15 protein-coding genes are annotated in these 21,312 nt (G+C 66.4%); 5 read left to right on the forward strand and 10 right to left on the reverse strand.

Annotation, left to right across the window (positions count from 1 at the left end; all coding sequences use genetic code 11):
• Positions 1–160: 160 nt before the first annotated feature.
• Positions 161–379: a hypothetical protein gene (locus AC3A5Z_RS22285; protein ID WP_487521468.1), complete on the forward strand. Its 219-nt coding sequence runs from the start codon at positions 161–163 to the stop codon at positions 377–379.
• Between the two features lie 307 nt (positions 380–686).
• Here AC3A5Z_RS22285 and AC3A5Z_RS22290 read toward each other — a convergent pair whose 3' ends face one another.
• The 6 genes from AC3A5Z_RS22290 to AC3A5Z_RS22315 form a co-directional block, all read right to left on the reverse strand.
• Entirely contained in the window at positions 687–2,108 is a 1,422-nt protein-coding gene (locus AC3A5Z_RS22290; protein ID WP_487521469.1) for a mannose-1-phosphate guanylyltransferase/mannose-6-phosphate isomerase, read from the reverse strand.
• 90 nt (positions 2,109–2,198) lie between these two features.
• The gene (locus tag AC3A5Z_RS22295) at positions 2,199–3,152 is read right to left on the reverse strand and encodes an SGNH/GDSL hydrolase family protein (RefSeq protein WP_487521470.1); all 954 of its coding nucleotides are present in this window, start codon (positions 3,150–3,152) and stop codon (positions 2,199–2,201) included.
• Positions 3,153–3,193: 41 nt separating this feature from the next.
• Positions 3,194–4,141 carry a GDP-L-fucose synthase gene (gene fcl / locus AC3A5Z_RS22300; protein ID WP_487521471.1) on the reverse strand — a complete coding sequence of 316 codons (948 nt, stop codon included), beginning with the start codon at positions 4,139–4,141 and terminating at the stop codon, positions 3,194–3,196.
• A gap of 3 nt (positions 4,142–4,144) precedes the next feature.
• Positions 4,145–5,266, reverse strand: a complete 1,122-nt coding sequence (gene gmd, locus AC3A5Z_RS22305) for a GDP-mannose 4,6-dehydratase (RefSeq protein ID WP_487521472.1) — start codon at positions 5,264–5,266, stop codon at positions 4,145–4,147.
• 78 nt (positions 5,267–5,344) lie between these two features.
• Positions 5,345–5,635, reverse strand: coding sequence for a hypothetical protein (locus AC3A5Z_RS22310; RefSeq protein ID WP_487521473.1), 291 nt, complete (start codon positions 5,633–5,635; stop codon positions 5,345–5,347).
• 184 nt (positions 5,636–5,819) lie between these two features.
• Positions 5,820–6,830 carry a replication initiator protein A gene (locus tag AC3A5Z_RS22315; protein ID WP_487521495.1) on the reverse strand — a complete coding sequence of 337 codons (1,011 nt, stop codon included), beginning with the start codon at positions 6,828–6,830 and terminating at the stop codon, positions 5,820–5,822.
• Between the two features lie 472 nt (positions 6,831–7,302).
• Between AC3A5Z_RS22315 and AC3A5Z_RS22320 the strand changes: the two genes are divergently transcribed.
• Positions 7,303–8,685: an AAA family ATPase gene (locus tag AC3A5Z_RS22320; protein ID WP_487521474.1), complete on the forward strand. Its 1,383-nt coding sequence runs from the start codon at positions 7,303–7,305 to the stop codon at positions 8,683–8,685.
• 40 nt (positions 8,686–8,725) lie between these two features.
• Positions 8,726–9,775, forward strand: coding sequence for a ParB/RepB/Spo0J family partition protein (locus AC3A5Z_RS22325; RefSeq protein ID WP_487521475.1), 1,050 nt, complete (start codon positions 8,726–8,728; stop codon positions 9,773–9,775).
• A 50-nt stretch (positions 9,776–9,825) separates the two neighbouring features.
• On the opposite strand, the gene AC3A5Z_RS22330 is transcribed toward AC3A5Z_RS22325, so the two are convergent.
• The 4 genes from AC3A5Z_RS22330 to AC3A5Z_RS22345 all read right to left on the reverse strand — a co-directional run bounded on the left by AC3A5Z_RS22330 (position 9,826) and on the right by AC3A5Z_RS22345 (position 17,319).
• Positions 9,826–11,067: a hypothetical protein gene (locus AC3A5Z_RS22330; RefSeq protein ID WP_487521476.1), complete on the reverse strand. Its 1,242-nt coding sequence runs from the start codon at positions 11,065–11,067 to the stop codon at positions 9,826–9,828.
• A 121-nt stretch (positions 11,068–11,188) separates the two neighbouring features.
• On the reverse strand, positions 11,189–14,011 hold the full coding sequence (locus AC3A5Z_RS22335) for a S8 family serine peptidase (RefSeq protein WP_487521477.1): 2,823 nt from the start codon (positions 14,009–14,011) through the stop codon (positions 11,189–11,191).
• A 530-nt stretch (positions 14,012–14,541) separates the two neighbouring features.
• Positions 14,542–15,966 carry a M10 family metallopeptidase C-terminal domain-containing protein gene (locus AC3A5Z_RS22340; RefSeq protein WP_487521478.1) on the reverse strand — a complete coding sequence of 475 codons (1,425 nt, stop codon included), beginning with the start codon at positions 15,964–15,966 and terminating at the stop codon, positions 14,542–14,544.
• A 225-nt stretch (positions 15,967–16,191) separates the two neighbouring features.
• Positions 16,192–17,319, reverse strand: a complete 1,128-nt coding sequence (locus tag AC3A5Z_RS22345; RefSeq protein WP_487521479.1) for a polysaccharide biosynthesis/export family protein — start codon at positions 17,317–17,319, stop codon at positions 16,192–16,194.
• 287 nt (positions 17,320–17,606) lie between these two features.
• On the opposite strand from AC3A5Z_RS22345, the gene AC3A5Z_RS22350 reads away from it, so the two are divergent.
• Both AC3A5Z_RS22350 and AC3A5Z_RS22355 read left to right on the forward strand, forming a co-directional pair.
• Positions 17,607–18,758: a UDP-galactopyranose/dTDP-fucopyranose mutase family protein gene (locus AC3A5Z_RS22350; RefSeq protein WP_487521480.1), complete on the forward strand. Its 1,152-nt coding sequence runs from the start codon at positions 17,607–17,609 to the stop codon at positions 18,756–18,758.
• The gene (locus tag AC3A5Z_RS22355) at positions 18,755–21,298 is read left to right on the forward strand and encodes a glycosyltransferase (protein ID WP_487521481.1); all 2,544 of its coding nucleotides are present in this window, start codon (positions 18,755–18,757) and stop codon (positions 21,296–21,298) included. Before AC3A5Z_RS22350 ends, AC3A5Z_RS22355 begins: the two co-directional genes overlap by 4 nt.
• Positions 21,299–21,312 lie beyond the last annotated feature (14 nt).

Here is a 21,312-nt window from a genome sequence, read left to right on the forward strand (position 1 = left end):
ATTTACAGACGATTCATCTATATTATGATACACTTGATAATGTTCGAGCTTCTTGGGTTATGGTGGGGCTGAAATATCCAGATGTGATCATTACGATAAAAAATTTCGGTAAAAAAATAAAGTTAATCATACTTAAAATTGAATTTATGGGATAGATCTTATGTCTGATCTTGACGAACAAGTCTCTGCTTTTGTTGACGCATGTATTTTGATTGCCGAGATGGATCTATCAATCGTGGCTAATCACAAAAATCCGGACCTTCAAAGCAAAGTTCAGTATTTTAGCCCAAGCGCTCTCGAAGCCCTCGCTCAGCTTGAAATTCTCATTGAACAGAGAGCCGCTGCTCAGTCAATGGAAACAGCCACCAGGCAGCCTTAAAACCTCATTAAAAGCAAACCGAATAATCCAATTGCTCCGGAACGTGCGTTTCTCCAAGATTCCAATATAGAGTAGGAAAAGTCAGTCGCTGGAGACATCTAGCGTCATCAGATTTTTGCAGCATGGCGCGCGACCAGAATATGTTGCCGATCCTCAACCTCGGGAAGTAGCCACATGGAGCGTATAGAGCGGGATGCCCGCCTTCCGTAATCGGTGAAGGGCATGTTACTCGGTGATGGCAGGGAACTACCAGTCATGGTCCTGCACCAGCAAGCTAGGCCGTTGAGGATCTGCCACCTGAGGGTATTCAACTGCGGGCATAAACATCCTGATAGCGCACGATGTCGTCCTCGCCCAGATAGCTGCCGGTCTGCACCTCGATCAGCACCATCGGCAGCTTGCCCGGGTTCTCCATCCGGTGCACGGCGCCGAGCGGGATGTAGACCGACTGGTTCTCGGTCACCAGACGCACCTCCTCGCCCACCGTCACCCGCGCGGTGCCCTGCACCACGATCCAGTGTTCCGAGCGGTGGTGGTGGCTCTGCAAGGACAGGGCGGCCCCGGGATGGACGACGATGCGCTTCACCTGAAAGCGCTCGCCGACCACGAGGCTCTCGAACCAGCCCCAGGGCCGATGGTCGCGCGGGAAGGTCTCGGCCTGAGGCGCGCCCTCGGCCTTCAGCGCGGCGACGGCGGCCTTCACCTCCTGGGTGCGCGACTTGTGCGCGATCAGCACCGCGTCGGGCATGGCCACGGCGACGATGTCGTCGAGCCCGATGCCCACCACGCGCTGACCGCTGCCTTCGGAGCGCAGGAGCGTGTTGGTGCAGTCGATGGCCAGCGTCGGCCCCGAGAGCGCCACGCCGGTCTCGTCCGCCGTCTCGCGCCAGACCGAGGCCCAGTCGCCGAGATCGGACCAGCGGCCCGCGTAGGGCACCACCGAGAGGTTCCGGGCCTTCTCCATCACCGCATAGTCGATCGAGATCGTCTGCACCCTGGCCCAGGGGCCGGCGTCGAGCCGGGTGAAGCCCAGATCGCGCTTGGCCCCGTCGAGCGCCGCCTGCACCGGGGCGATCAGATCCGGCGCATGGGCGCGGAAGGCCTCGAGCAGGCTCGAGACCTTGAAGAGGAAGATCCCGGCGTTCCAGAGATAGCGGCCCTCGGCCAGCATGGCGGCGGCGCGGGCAGCATCGGGCTTCTCGACGAAGGCGCGCAGCGGCACCGGGGCGGGGGTGGCCCCGGCGGGCGGCACGGCGTCGAGCTCGAGATAGCCGTAGCCGGTCTCGGGCCGGTCGGGGGCGATGCCGAAGGTCACGAGCCGCCCGGCCTCGGCGGCGGGCAGGGCCGCGGCCACGGTGGCACGGAACTCCGCCGCATCGGGGATGACGTGGTCGGAGGGCGCCACCAGCATCATCGCCTCGGGATCGGTCGCCGCCAGATGCAGCGCCGCGGCAAGGATCGCGGGCGCCGTGTCGCGGCCTGTGGGCTCGATCAGCACGTCGCTGCTGGCGCAGCCCGCCTCGCAGAGCTGTTCGGAGACGATGAAGCGGAACTCCTCGCCGGTGATCACGAGCGGGGCGGCGAACTCCGGCCCCTCGAGCCGGAGCGCCGAGGCCTGGAACAGGCTCTGCGCCCCCATCAGCGCCGAGAACTGCTTGGGATAGCTCTTGCGCGACAGCGGCCAGAGCCGGGTGCCGGAACCGCCGCAGAGGAGAACGGGAGTGATCATGTGGTTTCTCGATTGCTTCACTGCTGGGGACTGGGAAAACTCAAGGACGCTCCAGTCCCTTTTACGGACACAAACAGGGGTAACGTCGCCTCACTGCAGCTCATACAATATATGCGTCAGGCCGCCAATCCGCGAAGATGTGTTCTTCTCGCCCTTGAGCAGCTCGATAGCCGGAACTTCCTCTGTCTGAGTTATGGTAAGTCTCGAAGTGACGGCAGGTTCAACTCTTCTCCCTCCCACCCTTTCATAATAGCAATGCGGATCATAGAAACAGACGCTCTGGGGCTTTCCCGCCAGATCGATTTCCACGAAGCCGGTCTGCGGCCCCATGAGGGCCAGAACCCCGCTTACCACCACCTCATTCGGCAGTGTTATCACAACAGTCTCGCCAGCAGGAATAGATAGTGCGGGGACAAGAAAACCGCCGCGGGAAAATTCTCGCCTCGTGCCGCCGTCCACCGTCAACATATCGACCGTATAAGCACCAAATCTACGCGCGCCCTCCAAACCCTCGAAGCTGCACTCTGCCTCGAGAACATCCTTCAAGAGGCCCGCGAAAGCATCAGCGTAGATTGCTTTTCCGACATCATTAGGATGGACGTTATCTCGCAAGGTTCCCTCCCGGTATTCAACGACAGCCCTGGGCACCTTATGCTGAGCGCACAACTGAAAATGAACCTGGGCCATCCAGTCCTTGTTCGGGTTGACTCCGGTCAAAGGCAGATCCAGAAATCCGCATTTGATGCCGCGGCGCTGGCACTCTGAAAATATTGCAGTCACCGTATCCTGATGGTCTTCCGACCTCTCCTTCAAAGGAGGCAATCCGCGGGTTGCCGCGGTGGCGATCTCCACGATCAACGCATCAGGATCGTTCTTGTCGAGAATTCCTCCCAGAAGATGACGTATGGAAAACGGCTGAAGCCCCCCAATTCCGACTTTCGAGATGCTCAGATCAGGGTAGGAGCTGCCATTTTCCGCACTCCACCGCTCGACATATCCCGCTGCCTCGGCAGTTACGCTAAAACCAAAAACGAGAACTTTCATTTAATACTCCCTTGATATAGCGCCATCACTCATATGCTCCGCTACTGCCGGGCCTCGTTCGTGACATACCATCGATAGGTTTTTTCTATCCCCGTCCTCAAATCGACGCCCGCCACCCATCCAAGCCGCTTCAACCGGCCGACATCCATCAGCTTGCGCATCGTGCCGTCGGGCTTGCTCGCATCGAAGGCCAGCCGGCCCTGAAAGCCGGTGACGCGAGCCACGATCTGTGCCAGTTCGGCGATCGACACGTCGCTGCCGGTGCCGACGTTGATGTGGCTCAGCATCGGCTTCGTCTCGGCCTCGTAGGTGGCGGCGTCGAGATCCATGACGAAGAGGCTCGCTTCGGCCATGTCGTCGACATGCAGGAACTCGCGCCGCGGCTTGCCCGAACCCCAGATCACCACCTCTTCCGCCCCGGCCTGCGCAGCCTCGTGGAAGCGGCGGATCAGCGCCGGCAGCACATGGCTGTTCTCGGGGTGGAAGTTGTCGCCCGGGCCGTAGAGGTTCGTCGGCATCACCGAGCGGTAGTTGCGGCCATGCTGGCGGTTGAAGCTCTCGCAGAGCTTGATGCCGGCGATCTTGGCCACCGCATAGGGCTCGTTGGTGGATTCGAGCACGCCGGTCAGCAGGGCATCCTCCGACATCGGCTGCGCCGCCTCGCGCGGGTAGATGCAGGAGGAGCCGAGGAACAGGAGATCCTGCACCCCGGCGGCATGAGCCTGACCGATGACATTGGTCTGGATCAGAAGGTTGTCGTAGATGAAATCGGCGGGATAGGTGTTGTTGGCATGGATGCCGCCAACCTTCGCCGCGGCGAGGATCACCGCATCGGGCCTCTCCTCGGCCATGAAGCCGCGCACCACCGCCTGATCGGTCAGATCGAGCTCGGCATGGGTCCGCGTCACCACCTCGTCGCCGCGCGCCTGCAGCCGGCGCAGGATCGCGCCTCCCACCATGCCGCGATGACCGGCCAGATAGATCTTCATGCCTCAGCCCTCCAGCGAAACCGGCAGGTTCAGCCCGTGCGAGGTGAGCAGGGCATGGCGGCGGGCGGCGCGCAGGTCCTCGGCCACCATCTCGGTGCACATCTCGCGGGCGGTGATCACCGGCTCCCAGCCGAGCTTGGCCTTGGCCTTGGCGGGATTGCCCAAGAGCGTCTCCACCTCGGCGGGGCGGAAGTAGCGCGGGTCGATGCGCATCACCACCTGCCCCTCGCGCACCATCGGCGCCAGACCGCCGCTGACCGTCTCGACAACCGCCACCTCCTCGGTGCCGCTGCCCTCGAAGCGCAGGGTAATGCCGAGATCGGCCGCCGCCCAGGAGATGAACTCGCGCACCGAATATTGCACACCGGTGGCGATGACGAAATCGTCGGGCTCGTCCTGCTGCAGCATCATCCACTGCATGCGGACATAGTCCTTGGCATGGCCCCAGTCGCGCAAGGAGTCGATGTTGCCCATGTAGAGGCACTGCTCCAGCCCCAGCGCGATGTTGGAGAGGCCGCGGGTGATCTTCCTCGTGACGAAGGTCTCGCCGCGGCGCGGGGATTCGTGGTTGAACAGGATGCCGTTGCTGGCATGCATGCCATAGGCCTCGCGGTAGTTCACCGTAATCCAGTAGGCATACATCTTGGCCACGGCATAGGGCGAGCGCGGGTGGAAGGGCGTAGTCTCGGTCTGCGGCACTTCCTGCACCAGACCGTAGAGCTCGGAGGTGGAGGCCTGGTAGAAGCGGGTCTTCTCCTCGAGCTTGAGGAAGCGGATCGCCTCCAGGAGCCGGAGCGCGCCCATCGCATCGACATCGGCAGTATATTCCGGTGCCTCGAAGCTGACGGCGACATGGCTTTGCGCGCCGAGGTTGTAGACCTCGTCGGGCCGGACTTCCGACAGGATGCGCGTCAGATTGGAGCTGTCGGTGAGATCGCCGTAGTGCAACCGGAAGCGGCTATTGTCAGTATGGGGGTCCTGATAGATGTGATCGACCCGCGAGGTGTTGAACAGCGAGGCGCGGCGCTTGATGCCATGCACCTCATATCCCTTTTCCAGAAGGAATTCCGCAAGATAGGAGCCGTCTTGCCCGGTGATGCCGGTGATGAGCGCTGTGCGGGTCAAGGGGGAGTCTCCTGAAGAGGGCGATTTTTTCTGCGGCTGCACGCTACAGTCAAACCTCGGGAGAAGACAACCTGCGGGTCAGGCGAAGCGGCGGCGAAACCAGCGCAGCGGTGCAGAAATGCGCCATGACGTCGAGCCGAGCATCGCTGCGACCTCCGCCTCGGCCCTCTCGCGCCCAGCCTGCGCCGCATCGCGCTCGGTGCGCAGCGCATTGCCTTCCGCACGCAGTGCGTCTCCTTCGACGCGCAAGCGGCGCAACTCGGCTTGCTGGGACTCGGCGGTCTGCTGCAGCGCATCCAACTGGGCCGAGAGCAGCGCCTCGACAGTTTCCGGCACGGGGGAAGGATCAGTGGGCAGAGAGGGTGTCATCGGCAGGGTCTCCGGGGTTGCCGCCTGCTTCGGCAATTTGGCAATGAGCGTCAACCGGAACAGGCTATCACCTACACCACGGCGGCTCTGAAGATTTGCACCAACGCGAGAAACGCGACGGCGGCATCGTCTTAGATTTTTCGTAGCACCTAATCTGACTATACCACAGCGAGGATCCAAATCATCAGCCGCGGGCGACGCGGCCCTTGACCCAGGCGAGATAGGCCTTCTCCGGGACGCGCAGCTTCGGCCGCCCGGTGGCGGCCCAGAACCCCTGCCATTCGGCCTCGAGCGCATAGGGGTCCCAGCCGGGGGCGAGGGCGCGCACCTGCTCCAGCACCGCGGCGCCGAAGAGCGGGGCCGCGGTCTCTTCCACCAGCTGCCGCCGGGTGATGCGGATCACGTCGCCCGGCTCTTCGGAGAGATGGTAGTCGGGCAAGAGATCCGCCTCGATCATCTTGCGGATTGTGGCACGGAACACCCGGACCGGCGCCTCGGAGCCGGCCTTGGCATGGAGAAGCGGCAGGCCGATGCGGAACTCGCGCTGCTGGCCGCAATGCTTGCGGGCGATCTCGTAGACCCGCCGCTCGAGGGGTTTCCTCAGCCCGAAATAGTCGCGGCTGAGCGTCAGCACCGATTTCGTCAGGACCGCGCGGAACAGCCATTCCGAGAGCGTGACACTGACCGAGATCATCCGCCCGCCGCGGCTCTTGCGCAGGATCTCCCAGGCCTCGATCAGGCCGAAGCCCGAGGTCGCCTCGTAGCCGCCCGAGGCGATGTTGGTGGTGATGCGGGTGCCCGCCAGCCGCTCGAAGGATTCGATCAGCCGGGCATAGCTGTCGCCGCCGGTGTCGCGCCGGGTCGCCACCATCAGGTCATGCGCGGTGAGGCGCAGCGTGCGGCAGATGGCGCGGCCCGCGTTCAGCGCCGCCATCAGCTGGCTGATGCAATAGATCAGGATGTCCTTGTCATGGATCGTCGCCCGCCCGCGCACCGACGGCGTCACGGTGATCTGCATGCCGTTGTGCTCGTAGCTGCGGATCGTCCGGTCGGGCCGGGTCGAGAGCGAGAACATCGGATGTTCCATCGTGCCGAGATCGTCCTTGGGACTGGCATCGAAGATATCGCAGAGGAAGAAATCCCGCGGTCCGCCAGACCCGATCGGTCCCGCGCCTGCGTCCAATGGATTGCCCATGCGCGCCAGGGCGGCGCCCGGAACGGTCGTCATTGCTGCATCTGCCCGTCTGCCTCTGCTGAGGGCCTCTGGCGGGCCCCCTTGCCTGCCCCCGATTGCTTCGGGGTTTCAGTGACACCCACCCTAAAGTTATCCACATGCTTCGTCCAGTCCGGCGTCAGCCGCGAACGTCGGATCGGAGTCGGAGGATCGGCGGATCAGAGTCGGCGCAACGGAGGATCAGAGTCGCCCCTTGCCGAAAAGAGCAGAATTTTGCCTGCAGCTTCAACGGTTTGGTGACAGGTGATTTGGGCATAACATATCATTTAACTGAATATAACTTTGCGAAGCGCGATTGGGCGCCAAGGACCCCATACGTCGCTCATGCCGCAAATTGTTGTATTTGCTTGGAAATAAAACTTCCTGCCACTTCTGCTTACATATGCTGCCTTTTGTGATATCTTGCCGAAAACACGCGACATGCGGGGATAACATGAGCAGCCAGCCGATTCCTCCCTACTTCAACATCAACCCGGATTCGGCTCTGGCCGAACTTGGTGCCCCCACCACGACCGAAGGCTTCGCGGCCATCGCCCGGGCCTGCGAGGCCGGGCGCGACGATCTGGCCGGGCGCGGCTTGGGCGAGGATGGACAGCGCCGGCTGCGGCTGTTCTCGACCTGGGAGATCACCCGCTATCTGATCCCGGTGGCGCCCGCGCATTTCCGCCGCGTGCTGAAGGCCAACCCGGATCTGCCGCAGGGCCTGTCGGAGACCGAGGGCGGCGCCAAGTGGTTCACGCTGGACGAGGTGCTGCGGCTGCGCACGCATTTCGCCGCCGAGGGCTCGAAGGCGAAGAACTACCTGCCCTACCGTCCCGCCGGTCTCGCGGCCAAGGTGGTGGCGGTGGCCAACTTCAAGGGCGGTGTCGGCAAGACCTCTACTGCCGCGCATCTCGCGATGTCGGCGGCGCTCGACGGCTACCGGGTGCTGGTGATCGACCTCGACAGCCAGGCCTCGATGACGAGCGTCTTCGGCGGCAAGGTCGAGGATGAATGGCAGACGGTCTTCCCGCTGCTGGCCCGGCATTACGCCACCCATCTGCGGGCCGAGAACCGCCGCCGGATGGACCGGGGCGACATGCCGACCCCGCTCGACGACACGCTGACCGAGGCGCTGGCGGTGAAGGCCGAGACGCTGATCCAGAAGACGCACTGGCCCAACATCGACCTGATCGGGGCGCAGCTGAACCTCTACTGGGCCGAGTTCCAGGTGCCGGTCTGGCGGATGCAGGCACGCGGCTGGAAGCTCTGGGATGCGCTGACCGATGTGCTGGGCGAGGATGGTATCCTAGACCAATACGACCTCGTCTTCCTCGATACTCCCCCTGCCCTCGGCTATCTGACGATCAACGGGCTGGCGGCGGCGGATATCCTGCTGGTGCCAGTCGGGGCGTCCTTTCTCGAGTTCGACTCGACGGGGCGGTTCTTCGACATGCTGCACACTACCTTCCGCTCGATCGAGGAGGGCGAGAATCTGGCGGCCCGGGCGCTCGGCACACCCGAGACCGCCTTCCAGTGGGATGCGGTGCGCGCCGTGGTCACCCGCTATGACGGGGCGCAGCAGGCCGAACTCGCCTCGTTGATGCAGGCCTATCTCGGGCGCACGCTCAGCCCGCACCGGCAGGATTTCACCGCGCTGATCGGTCAGGCGGGCGAGCAGGTGCAGGGCATCTACGAGGCCGATTACCGCGATTTCAACCGCGAGACCTATGCCCGGGGCCGCGAGACCTTCGACGAGACCTATGCCGCCTTCAAGGCGCTCCTGGTCGGCATCTGGCGCCGCGAGGATCTGGCGGCGAAGGCGGCTGCGGAATGACCGCCCTCACGCCCCCTGCCCCATCGAGAGGACAAAGCTGATGGCCAAGCGCAAGCGGCTGATGCCCGCCCGTCTGGACGGGCTGCACGACCCCGACACCCTTCCGGCCGGGCTCGAGACGAAATCGATCTTCCCGCGCTTTGCCGAGACAAGCCCGCGCCGCGCGCCGATCGCCGATGTGGCAGGCGATGCCGCCACGGCTGCGGCTTTCGAGGAAGTGGCGCAGAACCTCGCCGATGCCCGGGCCGAGGGCCGGCTGATCCAGCGTCTGCCGCTCGAGGCGGTGGAGGAGGATTATCTGGTGCGCGACCGGATGGAGGTCGGCGAGGAGGAGATGCAGGTGCTCTGCGACAGTCTGCGCGCCCGCGGCCAGCAGACCGCCATCGAAGTGACCGATCTCGGCGATGGCCGCTGGGGGCTGATCTCGGGCTGGCGCCGGCTCTCCGCCTTGAAGCGGCTGCGGGCCGAGGGCGGGGGGCCCGGGACGGTGCTGGCCATCGCCCGCCAGCCGACCGAGGCGGGGGATGCCTATCTCGCCATGGTCGAGGAGAACGAGATCCGGGTGGGGCTGTCCTTCTACGAGCGGGCCCGCATCGTGGTCCGCGCCGTGGAGAAGGGGGTCTATCGCAACGACCGGGTGGCGCTCGCGGCGCTGTTTGCCGCCGCCCCCCGGGCGAAGCGGTCGAAGATCGGTTCCTTCCTGCGCATCGTGCGGGCGCTGGATGCGGTGTTGCACTTTCCGGCCTCGCTCAGCGAGAAGGCCGGGCTGGCGCTGGCGGCGGGGCTGGAGCGGGACGAGGGGCTGGAGGCGCGGCTGGTCGAGGCGCTGCGCGCCGCCGATGTGCAGAGCGCCGAGGAGGAGGCCCGGGTCATCGCCCGGTCGATGATCGCCCCGGCAGAGGCCGCGCCCGAGGCCGAAGCCGCGCCTGAATTGCGGACCGAGGGGGCGCAGCGCCTTGAGCCAGAGGAGCTGCGCGAGGGGTTGGTGCTGACCGAACTGGCCGACGGCGGGCTGAAGCTGCAGGGCCCGGCGCTGGCCGACCCGGCCTTCCGCGCCCGGCTGCTGGCCCTGCTGCGCGAGGCCCGTTAAGGATTACATAATATGTTTCGTGCGCGAAACATTCGGGCGGGGCTCCGGCGTCAGAGCTCCAGCCCGGCGATGAAGGCGCGCATGTCCTCCGGCAGGTCGGTGACGGCGATCAGCGGCTTCAGCCCCTCCAGCGCCGCCCGGCTGACATCGAGCTGCGGCAGGGGCCGGGGCTCGGCGATCCGGTCGTAATCGGCGAAGAAGGCGGCTTTGCCCGTCACCTGCTGCAGATAGGCGTTGGAGGGGGCAAAGAGCTCCATGAGCTGCTGGCGGTTCTCGGCGCCGAACATCTCGATCTCGCCATTGGCCGGCAGGTCGAGCTGTCTGGCCTGGGTCTGCACCGCATCGCGCAGCCGATGCGCGGCGGGGCCCGGGAAGGTCTCGTTGATGCGGCGCATGATCTCCAGCAGGGCGATCTTGATGCTGGGGTTGGAGCGCGGCACCGGCATCAGCCCCTGCGGGAAGTCGAGCCCCGATTGCGCCTGGAAATCGGCGATCGAGCCGCCGGCCTGCATCACCTCGGCATAGTCGCGCAGCACGATCCGCGCCTCGGGGAAAGTCTCGATCCAGCCGCGCAGCATCAGCTCGTAATTCAGGTGGATGTTGCGCGACGTCCAGACCAGCCGCCGGGGATGGCGCAGCGGCTGGCTCGACTGGCCGAACTTCATCCGCTGGCTTTCCCAGGAAACCAGATATTCGTCGGGCCGCCGCAGCGTTGCCATCAGGGTCACGTCGCAGCCGGCGAAGAAGTCGCGCAGCCGCTCGATCATGCCGATATTGGTGGCGGCGAAATTCGAGAAGACCTCGGCGCAGAGCACCACCGCCTCGGGGCGCAGCGCCTCCATCTGATGGCGGATGGCGAGAAGCATCTGGTCCGAGCCGGGCAGGTTGGGGTGATGCGCCGGGGGTTCGGTCTGCTTGTGCTCGGACATCATGCGGAAGGCCAGGGCGTTATGCGCCTCGCGCAGGTTCAGCGGCAGAGCGGTCATGCCGTCATGGCCGCGCAGCGCGGCGGCCAGCATCAGCGCATGGCCCTGCATCTCGACGCTGGGATAGAGGATGCCCGCCCGCAGCAGCGCCAGCGCGTTGCGCGACAGGAAATCCTGCAGCGAGGAAGAACCGACCTTGTGGTGGCCGATGAAGAGCACGACCCGCGGGCGGTCCGGTCCGGGGCCGCGCAGCGGCGGCGCCTCGACCCGCACCTTCTGGCGCAGCCGCGCCATCAACCAGTGCGAGAGAAGACCGACGCGCTGCGAGGTGCTGCGGAGGCCGGGAAAGCTGGTGGAAGGGGGCATGCTCGCTGACAGTTCATTCTAGGGCAGGACGGGCGCGTCTTGCCATGTGACAGGGCGGAAAACAACTCGGCTCTCCGTCCCCCGGGGCCGATCCTTGCCGAGAGCCCCGCTCCGGCCCGGCTCAGAGCAGGAAATCCCCTGCCCCGAGCCAGTCCAGCTCTTGGACGAGGATCTGCATCTCGGCCCGTCCGTCGCCGTCGATGTCCATCTCGGCGATCACCCCCTTGCCCGTGACCTTGCAGCGCAGCTGGCCCGCCTCGGTGAAGGTATCGTCGCCGATGAAGTCGAAGCCCTGGATGCCGCCCTTGCTGCTGTCGGCATCGAAGCCCGCGAGATCGATGCGGTCATGGCCTCGCTCGAAGACGGCGATGATGTCGCGGTCCTCTGCCCCGGTGCCGCTGTCGTCCGTGCTTTTGAAGACGAAAAGATCCGCGCCATGACCGCCGTCGAGCCAGTCCTGGCCCTTGCCGCCGATCAGCCGGTCGTTGCCGTCGCCGCCCTTCAACCGGTCGCTGCCTGCCCCGCCCTTCAGCGCGTCGTTGCCCTTGCCACCGTCCAGAACATCGTTGCCGGCGCCGCCCTTCAGAAGGTCATGGCCACCGTCGCCTTGCAGGCTGTCGCTGCCCGCCTTGCCCTCCAGAAGGTCGTTTTCCGCACCGCCCTCGAGCCGGTCACGGCCCGCGTCGCCCGAGAGGCTGTCGGCGCCCCCTGCTCCTTGCAAGAGATCGTCGCCCTCGCCACCCTCGAGTCGGTCGCTGCCGTCGGCGCCCGAGAGCGTGTCTGTCCCGGTGCCGCCATGCAACCTGTCGTCTCCTGCGCCTCCGTCCAGCAGATCGTCGCCCTCGTTGCCGAAGAGCCTGTCCTGCCCGGTCTCGCCACTCAGCCTGTCATCGCCCTCGCCGCCGTCGAGCCAGTCGGCGCCGTCGAAGCCCGAGAGCGTGTCGGCCCCGCTGCCGCCCTGCAGCGTGTCGTTGCCGGTGCCGCCCTTCAGCGCATCATCGCCCGCGTCGCCGCTGAGCCTGTCGTCGCCGCCGCCGCCGATCAGACTGTCGTTGCCGCCGCCCCCGAACAGCCGGTCCTTGCCGTCGCTGCCCGAGAGCGTGTCATGGCCGCTGCCGCCGTCGAGCCGGTCATTGCCCAGATCGCCCTCGAGCCGGTCGTGGCCCTCACCGCCCGCCAGCGTGTCATTGCCGCGCCGCCCCTCCAGCCAGTTGGCCAAGGCATTGCCGATCAGGTTGTCGGCGCCGTTGCCGGTCACCGCATTCTCGAAGCTGCTGCCCGCGGCGAGGCTGCCCCAGATCTGGCCGCCGACCGAGAAGGCCTGCCCCGCCAGGAGGTTCAGCACCACATTGCCCGCCACGGTGACGAAGCTGAGCCAGTCGATGCCGCCATCGGTGTCGTTCAGCCGCGCCCGGGCCGGATCGAGCGCCGTCATCATCCGGAACTCGTCGGTGACGTGATGCACGTCATCGGCGCTGGTGGGGCTGCCGTAGATCTCCAGCGCGGCGCTGTGCAGGGTGGTGGCATTGCCTGCCAGCCGGTCGACCAGCGTCACTGTCCAGGCGCCCGCGGAGAGCTCGCCGCGCAGGCCGTCGATGCCGTAGATCCAGGTGCCGTCGACGCCCTGACGCAGCTGGCGCTGCTCCAGCGCCACCACCACCTCGGTGCCCTGGGGCGAGACCAGCATGACGCGCAGGTCGCCGATCCGCTGCGCCTTGATGTCGAGGGTCAGCGCCACATGCTCGATGGTGATACCCTGCCCGACCGTCAGCCGCAGGCTGCTGCCGGTGGAACCGCCGTCGGGCACCGCGAGGCTGCCGGTAAAGCCCGTGGAGGTGACGCGGCATTCGTTGGCGCTGGTGGCCGGTGCGGGCTGGAACAGCGACCAGACCTCGGCCATGCGCACGGCATTGAACACGTTCACCATGCCATAGCCGTAGTTGGAGGCGACATGCATGCCGCCGCCGTTCCAGCCCCCGGCGTGGTTCAGCGTCCATTCCCCGTCCTCGGGCCAGATCAGGCCGCCGAAATCGCTGCCGGTATGGGTGGCCGAGGCGGCGAGGATGCCCTGGACGTCGCGCCAGCCCAAGGTTGGATTGGCCTCGAGCATCAGCGCCACGATGCCCGAGACCACCGGCGTCGCCGCCGAGGTGCCGCCGAAGCCGGTCTGGTAATCGCCCGTCGTGTCGCCCGCGAAGCCCGCGAGATCGGTGGTGACCGAGGCCGCGGGAGCGGCGACGAGAATGCTGGCGCCGAAGTTGGAATAGGCGGCGGCAAAGCCGCTCGGGTCGGTGGCGGCGACGGTGATGGTGTAGCGCGAGGCATTCACCCCGTCGCGGTTGGCATCCAGCGCGTCATTGCCCGCGGCCTGGGTGATGACGGTGCCGAGCCCGCCGCGCCCGCTGGCGGCGATCCCGGCATAGGCCGTTTCCAGCTGGCCCGCGAAGCCCTGCGGATCGGCAAGGCTGGAATCGGCCAGCTGCCAGGGGATGGAGCCCCAGCTGTTCTGCGAGATGGCGAAACGGTCGCCCTGCGCCGCCAGCGCGAAGAAGGTCTCGGGGTCGGTGTTCACATTACCCGGCACATCCGTGCCGAAGATGTTGATCCCGGTGATCGAGGCGCGGGGGGCAAGGCCGGTGCCGCCGCTGCCATTGGCCTCGGCGGCGATGATCCCGGCCACTGCCGTGCCATGCAGGTCGCTCGTGCCGAAGCCGCCGGGGATATAGGCGCTGGGAAAGCCGTCGAGCGGCTGACCCGCGGCATCGGTCACCTGCAGGGCGGCGTCGTAATTGCCGTCGAGGTCGCCATGCCGGTAATCCACCCCGTCATCATAGATGCCGACCGTCACCCCGCTGCCATCGTAATCTTTCCAGACCGTTTCGATGTCACCGATCAGCGCGAAATGCCACTGCTTCTGATAGAACGGGTCGGCAGGTGGGATCATCGCAAAGGCTCCGTCGGAAAAAGAATTTTGGAGTAAAGCTAGGGGAGGTGAGTAAGGTTCCTCACATCGAAGGCGCGGCCCTGCAGACAGCGCGAAACGCGCAGGAAGCGCCCGGTCAGCCGCAGCCGCGCCCCGGGGCGCAGCGCCGGGTCGGACGGCAGGGAGTCAAGGCTGATCTCCTCGCCATCAATGAGGCGGAAGCGGGGACAGAGCACGTCGGGGGCGAGAAATTCACCCGTGATGTCCGTCTGCGCAGGAGGTCCGTCGGCAGGCGTCGGTCCGGCGAGGGTGGGGGAGGGGAGGGCGGACAGACCAAGGACCGGCGGGCCCAAGACGAGGCCCAGGGCGAGGGAGAGCGGCCGCAGAACGGGGAAGGGCCGGAATCCGCCTGAAATCTGAGCCCTCACCATGAACCACCGGACGACCTGTCCGGGGAAGCGTTGCCGTTTCCGCAGCGTCACGCAAGGGGTTTGAGGGTCGCGGGAAAAACGCGACGGGCCGGGCAGTGCCCGGACCCGCCGCCGATGCAATCAGAGGATGAAATCGCTTGCCGAGAAATGCCCGAGCTGGTCGACGAAGATCTGCATGTCGGCCTTGCCGTTGCCGTCGATGTCGGCCTCTACCATCAGCCCCTTGCCGGAGCCGCTGTAGCGTAGCTCTCCGGCCTCGCCGGAAAAGCCCTTCGCGCCGATGAAGTGGAAGTTCTGGTTGCCCGCCGCGGTGCTGTCGGCATCGATGGCGGAAAGGTTGATCCGGTCGTTGCCATTGCCGAAATCGAGAATGGTGTCGCGCTTGTTGCCAACCGGGCTGTCGCCCGCGGACTTGAAGACGAAGGCATCCGCGCCGCTGCCACCCAGCAGCTTGTCCTTGCCACCACCGCCGCAGAGGCTGTCGTTGCCGCCGCCGCCCACGAGCCGGTCGTTGCCATTCTGGCCCTCCAGCCTGTCCTTGCCGCCGTCGCCGAACAGCTTGTCGTTGCCGTTGCCGCCAAGGAGCCTGTCCGCGCCGTCGTCGCCGCGCAGCGTGTCCTTGCCGCCCTTGCCGTCGAGCAGGTTGGCGCCGTCATTGCCGGTGAGCCGGTTGCCGGCCTCATTGCCGGTCAGCCCGAGCCTGGCGACGCCGAGCAGCGTGCCATGCGAGATGCCGCTCTGAAGCGTGGCGCTGGAGGAAAGCGCCACCTCCCAGCTGCCATTGCCCTGCTGCACGAGGTCGAGCTTGCCGTTGCCCTGCGAGAGATCCATCGTCAGCGCGCCGATGGCCTTGCCGGCCTTCTGCACGGTGATGTCGACGCTGGAATCCGGCGTCACGCCGATGGAATAGCCACCCGTCCCCGCGGTGGTGGCGCCCTGACCCTCCGCCGTGAGGCGGATGCCGCCCCGACCCTCGCCGATGTTGTAGAAATCGTTGGTGTTCTTGTCCTTGTAGGCCACGCCGGTCACGAAGACATCCTGGCCCGCCAGGCCGAAGTTCTCGGTCAGCATCGAGCCCGAGCTCGACTGGTAGTTGCCCATCACCTCGGAGAGGCCGACCTCGCGCATCTTTCCGTCGAAGGTGTGTTCACGGTGGCTGGCGCTGCGGTAGAGCTGTTCGTAATGGGCCTGGATCATCCCTTCGGTGCCGCCGGTGCCGCCGCGGTAGGACAGGTTCTCGGCCCAGGCCCAGCTGCCCGGCTGGTCGAAGTCATAGCCCGCCTGGCGCATCCGATCGCCCGCATCGTTGCCGCCGGGGCCGTCGTGGCTGAAGCTGTCGACGTCGAGCATCCAGCCCGAATGCACGGTGGCCGCCTTCTCGAGTTCGGCATTGCTGGCCAGAACCTGCCGGGCCGAACCGTTGATCGTGCCGGAAGCGAGGCCCGCGTTCAGGTCGAGCTTGAAGCGCGCCGCATCTGATTGCGGATCGAGCCGGCCACGGTTGATCAGTTCGAGAAGATATTGTTCGGCGGCGGAGATGGCCATGGGGGCTCCAATGCTCTGCGGCTCTCCCTGGCAGGGAAGAGCGACGGTGACGGCAGCGATCATGATCAGCGCCAAAGTGGGTGCCGTTCTGACGTAAACAAGACCATTTTCAGGCAAACGGACGGGATCCGGATAATGCGAGGCATTACCTGCCAATTTCAGCGCATTTTTAGCCGTATTGCTACCCAGAGTGGATATTTCGCTCCTCTCTGGGTGGATTCTTGCTCAGAATCGGTTTGCCAGCCCGCTGACGGTGCCCACCAGACCCAGCACGGTGCGGGCCGAGGTCACGCGGCTCTCGGTGGCATAGACCAGATCGCCCGGCATGATGCTGAAGCGCCCGGCGCTGAACAACCCGTCGGCGGTAGTCAGATCGATCGAGAAGACGATGCGCGGCTGCGCCGGGCCGCTGCCGTCCTGCCGCAGGGCCGTGACGGGATATTCGCGCAGGATCAGGATGCCCTTGGGATTGGCGGTGTTTTCCTCGAGCCCGCCCATCAGCGACATCGCGTCGAGCGCGCTGACCTGATCCTTGGGGAAGGGATGCATCGCCTCGGTGCCCGCGGCACCGAGCGACAGGAAGTAGCGCTCGTCCTCCTCGACGATCACCCGGTCGCCGCCCTGCAGCGTGGTGTCGAGCGAGGGTTCCTCGAACAGCCGCTGCACCGAGATGCCGTGGATGCCGTTGTCGCGCATCAGCCGGACCTGCGGGTTCTTCAGCACCGGCTGCACGCCGCCGCCCTGCGCCAGCAGGGTCAGCAGGGTGACGTTGCGGTCGGGCAGGGGGTAGACCCCGGGATTGGCCACGCCGGAGACCAGGTTGACGGTGTTCTCGCGCCCCGGTGCCACCGAGAGCTGCACCTGCGCCGAGGGGATCGAGCTGAGGAAGCGCTCCTCGATCCGGGCACGGGCGGTCTCGGGCGCCATGCCGGAGATCTTCATCTCGCCGATGAAGGGCAGGAAGACCGATCCCGAGGGCGAGACGCGCACGTTCTGCAGGTTGGCCACCCGCTCGCCCGGGCCGGCGAGCAGCGAATTGTCCTCGGTGTCCCAGACATGCACGTCGACCGTGTCGCCGGGGGCGATGATCATCGAGGCGGGCTGCTCGCGCCGCGGGATCCAGGAGTAGCTGCGCAGGCCGGTGGCGGGCCAGCTGGCCAGCACCGCCAGCGAATCGCGGGTCACCGGATGCACGGTGAAATCGGCGATCTTCTCGCCGTTCGGGTTCTGCGGATCCTTGACCTTGCTCGCCGAGAGAACCTCGGATTCGAAACCGGCGCCGCGCGGCGTGGTGCAGCCTGCAAGTGCGAGACTCAGGACAAGCGCCGTCGCGCGGCGGTATCGGATGCCCATATAGCCTCCCAGGCTGGTCGTTTCTCGGGTCGCTTCCCGCGGCGGGCAGGAAAGTCCGTGCACCATACCGAGGCGCGGCGCAGGGTCAATCGCCCGTGCCGCCCTGCAGCAGCGCCTTGCGCGCTTGACTGCCGGTTTTGCCGGGCTGCGGGGCAGGGCAGAGGGCTTTGACCTGTCCGTGGCGGGACAATGTGCTATAGAGCCGCAAGAGCAGAGAGGCGGGGCGAAGCGCCCGGCGGGGATTTCAGGCAACCGGGCAGAGAGTCCGGCGGGGATTTCAGACAGGAATGACGGAAAAACTGTTGATGGTCGGGGCCGGGCTGTCCGGCGCGGTGGTCGGGCGGCGGCTGGCGGAAGCGGGCCACCGGGTGACGGTGATGGATGCGCGGCCGCATGCGGCGGGCAACTGCCACACCGCGCGCGATTCCGAGACCGGGGTGATGGTGCATGTCTACGGCCCGCACATCTTCCATACCGACGATGCCGAGGTCTGGGCCTATGTGAACCGCTTCGGCACGTTCCAGCCCTATCGCAACCGGGTGAAATCCACCGTGCAGGGGCAGGTCTTCTCGCTGCCGATCAACCTGCACACGATCAACCAGTTCTTCGGCAAGACGCTGCGCCCCGACGAGGCCCGCGCCTTCGTCGCGGCCCAAGCCGACCGCAGCATCACCGATCCGCAGAACTTCGAGGAGCAGGCCCTGTCGATGCTGGGCCGCCCGCTCTACGAGGCCTTCTTCAAGGGCTATACCGAAAAGCAGTGGGGCTGCTCGCCCACCGAGCTGCCCGCCGCGATCCTGAAGCGGCTGCCGGTGCGGTTTTCCTATAACGACGACTATTTCTTCCACAAGTTCCAGGGCATGCCCGAGGCGGGCTATACCGCGCTGGTCGAGGCTATCCTCGATCATCCGGGCATCGACCTGCATCTGTCGCGGCCCTTCGATCCGGCGCGGGCGGGCGACTGGGACCATGTGTTCTGGTCGGGCCCGCTCGACGGCTTCTTCGGGGCGAGCCTCGGGCGGCTCGGCTACCGGACGCTGGATTTCGAGATGTTCCGCGCCACGGGCGACTGGCAGGGCTGCGCGGTGATGAACTACGGCGATCCGGACGTGCCCTTCACCCGGATCACCGAGCACAAGCATTTCTCGCCCTGGGAGAGCCACGAGGGGTCGGTGCTCTACCGCGAGAGCGCGCGGGCCTGCGGGCCCGAGGACATCCCCTATTACCCGATCCGTCTGGTCGAGGAGAAGGCGCTGCTCGGCGACTACATCGCGCTGGCCGAGGGTCTGGGCAACGTGACCTTCCTCGGGCGGCTCGGCACCTACCGCTATCTCGACATGGACGTGACGATCCGCGAGGCGCTGGATGCGGCGGCAGGCTGGCTCGCCGCCCGCGAGGCGGCGCGGCCCGCCCCGGTCTTCGCGGTGGCTCCGCTGTGACGCGCAGGCTGCAGCCGGGCCCGGCCCCTGCCGGACCGCTCCGGGTCGCGGCGGTGGTCGTGACCTACAACCGCCTGTCGCAGCTGCAGATCACCCTGCGGCGGCTGATGGCGGAAGAGATCGACCATGTGATCGTGGTCGACAATGCCTCGACCGATGACACCGCGGCCTTCCTCGCCCGGCCGCACGATTCGCGCATCACCGTGCTGCGGCTGGCCGAGAACATGGGCGGGGCAGGGGGGTTCGAGGCCGGGATGGCAGCGGCGGCCGACCGGTTCGATCCCGACTGGATGGTGCTTCTCGACGATGACGCCCGCCCGATGCGCGGCGCCATGGCCGAGTTCCGCGCGGCGGCAGCCGGCATCGACCCCGATGCGTGTGGGCGACGGGCGCTCGGCGCGGTGGCGGCGGCGGTGTTCCTGCCCGGCGGGCGCCGGGTCTGCGAGATGAACCGGCCCTCGCGCAACCCCTTCTGGCACCCGCGGCTGATCCTGCGCACCCTGCGGCGCGGCACCCGGGCGGGCTTTCACCTGAAGAACCCCGATTTCGCCGCCGATGCCCCCGCCCTGCCGATTGATGTCGCCTCCTTCGTCGGCTTCTTCGTCAGCCGCGGGGCGGTGCGCCGCGCGGGCCTGCCGGAAGGCGGGCTCTTCATCTATGGCGACGATGTGCTCTACAGCCTCCGGCTGCGCCGCGCCGGGCTCAGCATCGATCTCTGGCCCTCGGTGCGCTTCGAGCATGACTGCGCCACCATGGGCACGGGCTTCACCTACCGGCCGTTCTGGAAGGTCTACTACCATTGCCGCAACGGCGTGGCGATCGCCCGTCAGGCGGCGGGGCCGGTGGTCTATCCAGCTGCTCTGGCTTGGTATATCCTGAGCTGGAGCCGCAAGGCGAAACATTACGGTCCCGAAGAGCGTTCCCTCTACCGCAGCCTGATGTGGCAGGGCATCCGCGACGGGCTCCGCGGCCGCAGGGGCCGCAATGACGCCGTCCACCAGCGGGTGGCGCGTGCAGATCGCAAGGCCGCCCTGCTGGGCGGCGCCACGGATGGGGGAAGGCCTGTTCTGATGACGAAATCCACAGGTGCGCGTGTTCCGCCCGTGCTGAAGGCCGTCGCACGGACCCAGCCGCTCGACAGCGACGAGCCCGCCGTCCGCCTCGCCGCCCCGCCGCCGCTCTCGACCAAGGCCGATGCCGCGCCGCGCGCCTCCGCCGGAGCCGGATCCGGCGGAGGAGGCCCCAAGGCCGCCGCCGCCCGCATGGCCCCCGCTGTCGCCCCCGTTGCCGCGCCGGTCGCGGCCCCCGCTCCCGCCCCGGCGGTGGAGCCCGAAGAGGCCCCGGCCAAGCCGAACAAGAGCCCCGGCGGCCGTCAGGGCAAGGCCTACAAGGCCCGGCTGCATCCGGTGGCCAAGGCGGCGCGCTTCCAGTTGCGCCATCGCGGGCTTCTGGCCAGTTTCGCGCTGATCGTGCTCCTGCCGGTCTTGGCCTCGGCCTCCTATCTCTACCTGCGCGCCGCCGACCAATATGCCTCGAAACTGGCCTTCACCGTGCGCAGCGAGGAGACGGGCAGCAGCGCCTCGGCGATCCTCGGCGGGCTGAGCAGCCTCGGCGTCGGCAGCTCGACCACGCAGGATGGCGACATCCTCTATGAATTCATCCGCAGCCAGAACATCGTGCAGGCGATCGACGAGCGGCTCGACCTGCGCACGCTCTATGCGCGCCATGTCGAGAGCGATCCGCTCCTGGGGTTCCATCCCGAAGGCAGCACGATCGAGGATCTGACCGACTACTGGCAGCGCATGGTGCGGATCACCTACGATGCCAGCGCCGGGATGATGGAGCTGAACGTGCTGGCCTTCGATCCGGAGGAGGCCCGGCTCATCGCCGGGGCGATCTTCGACGAGAGTTCGGCGATGATCAACAATCTTTCCGATATCGCCCGCGAGGATGCGACGCGCTATGCCCGCGAGGATCTCGACACGGCGGTGGAACGGCTGAAGACCGCGCGCGAGGCGCTGACCGCCTACCGCGTGCAGAACCAGATCGTCGACCCGGTGGCGGATGCCGAGGGCCAGATGGGGCTGCTGAACCGGCTGCAGGGCCAGCTGGCGCAGGCGCTGATCGAGCTCGACCTCCTGGTCGGCAACACCCGTTCCGACGACCCGCGCCTGTCGCAGGCGCAGCGGCGGATCGCGGTGATCGAGAGCCGCATCGCCGAGGAGCGGCGCAAGTTCGGCTCCGGCACGCTGGTCGAGGGCGGCGAGAACTACGCCACCACCCTGTCGAACTTCGAGCGGATGAGCGTCGACAGCCAGTTCGCCGAGCGGGCCTATGTCACGGCGCTGGCCACCTATGACGCGGCGGTGGCCCAGGCCAACCGGCAGAGCCGCTATCTCGCGGCCTATATCAAGCCGACGGTGGCCGAGCAGTCGCAATTCCCGCAGCGCGGGCTGATCGTCGGTCTGGTGGCGCTGTTCAGCTTCCTGCTCTGGTCGATCCTAAGCCTCGTCTACTACTCGCTGCGCGACCGCCGCTGAGACCCGCCGATGAG

This window comes from Cereibacter sp. Soil_C_27, from assembly GCF_057657095.1.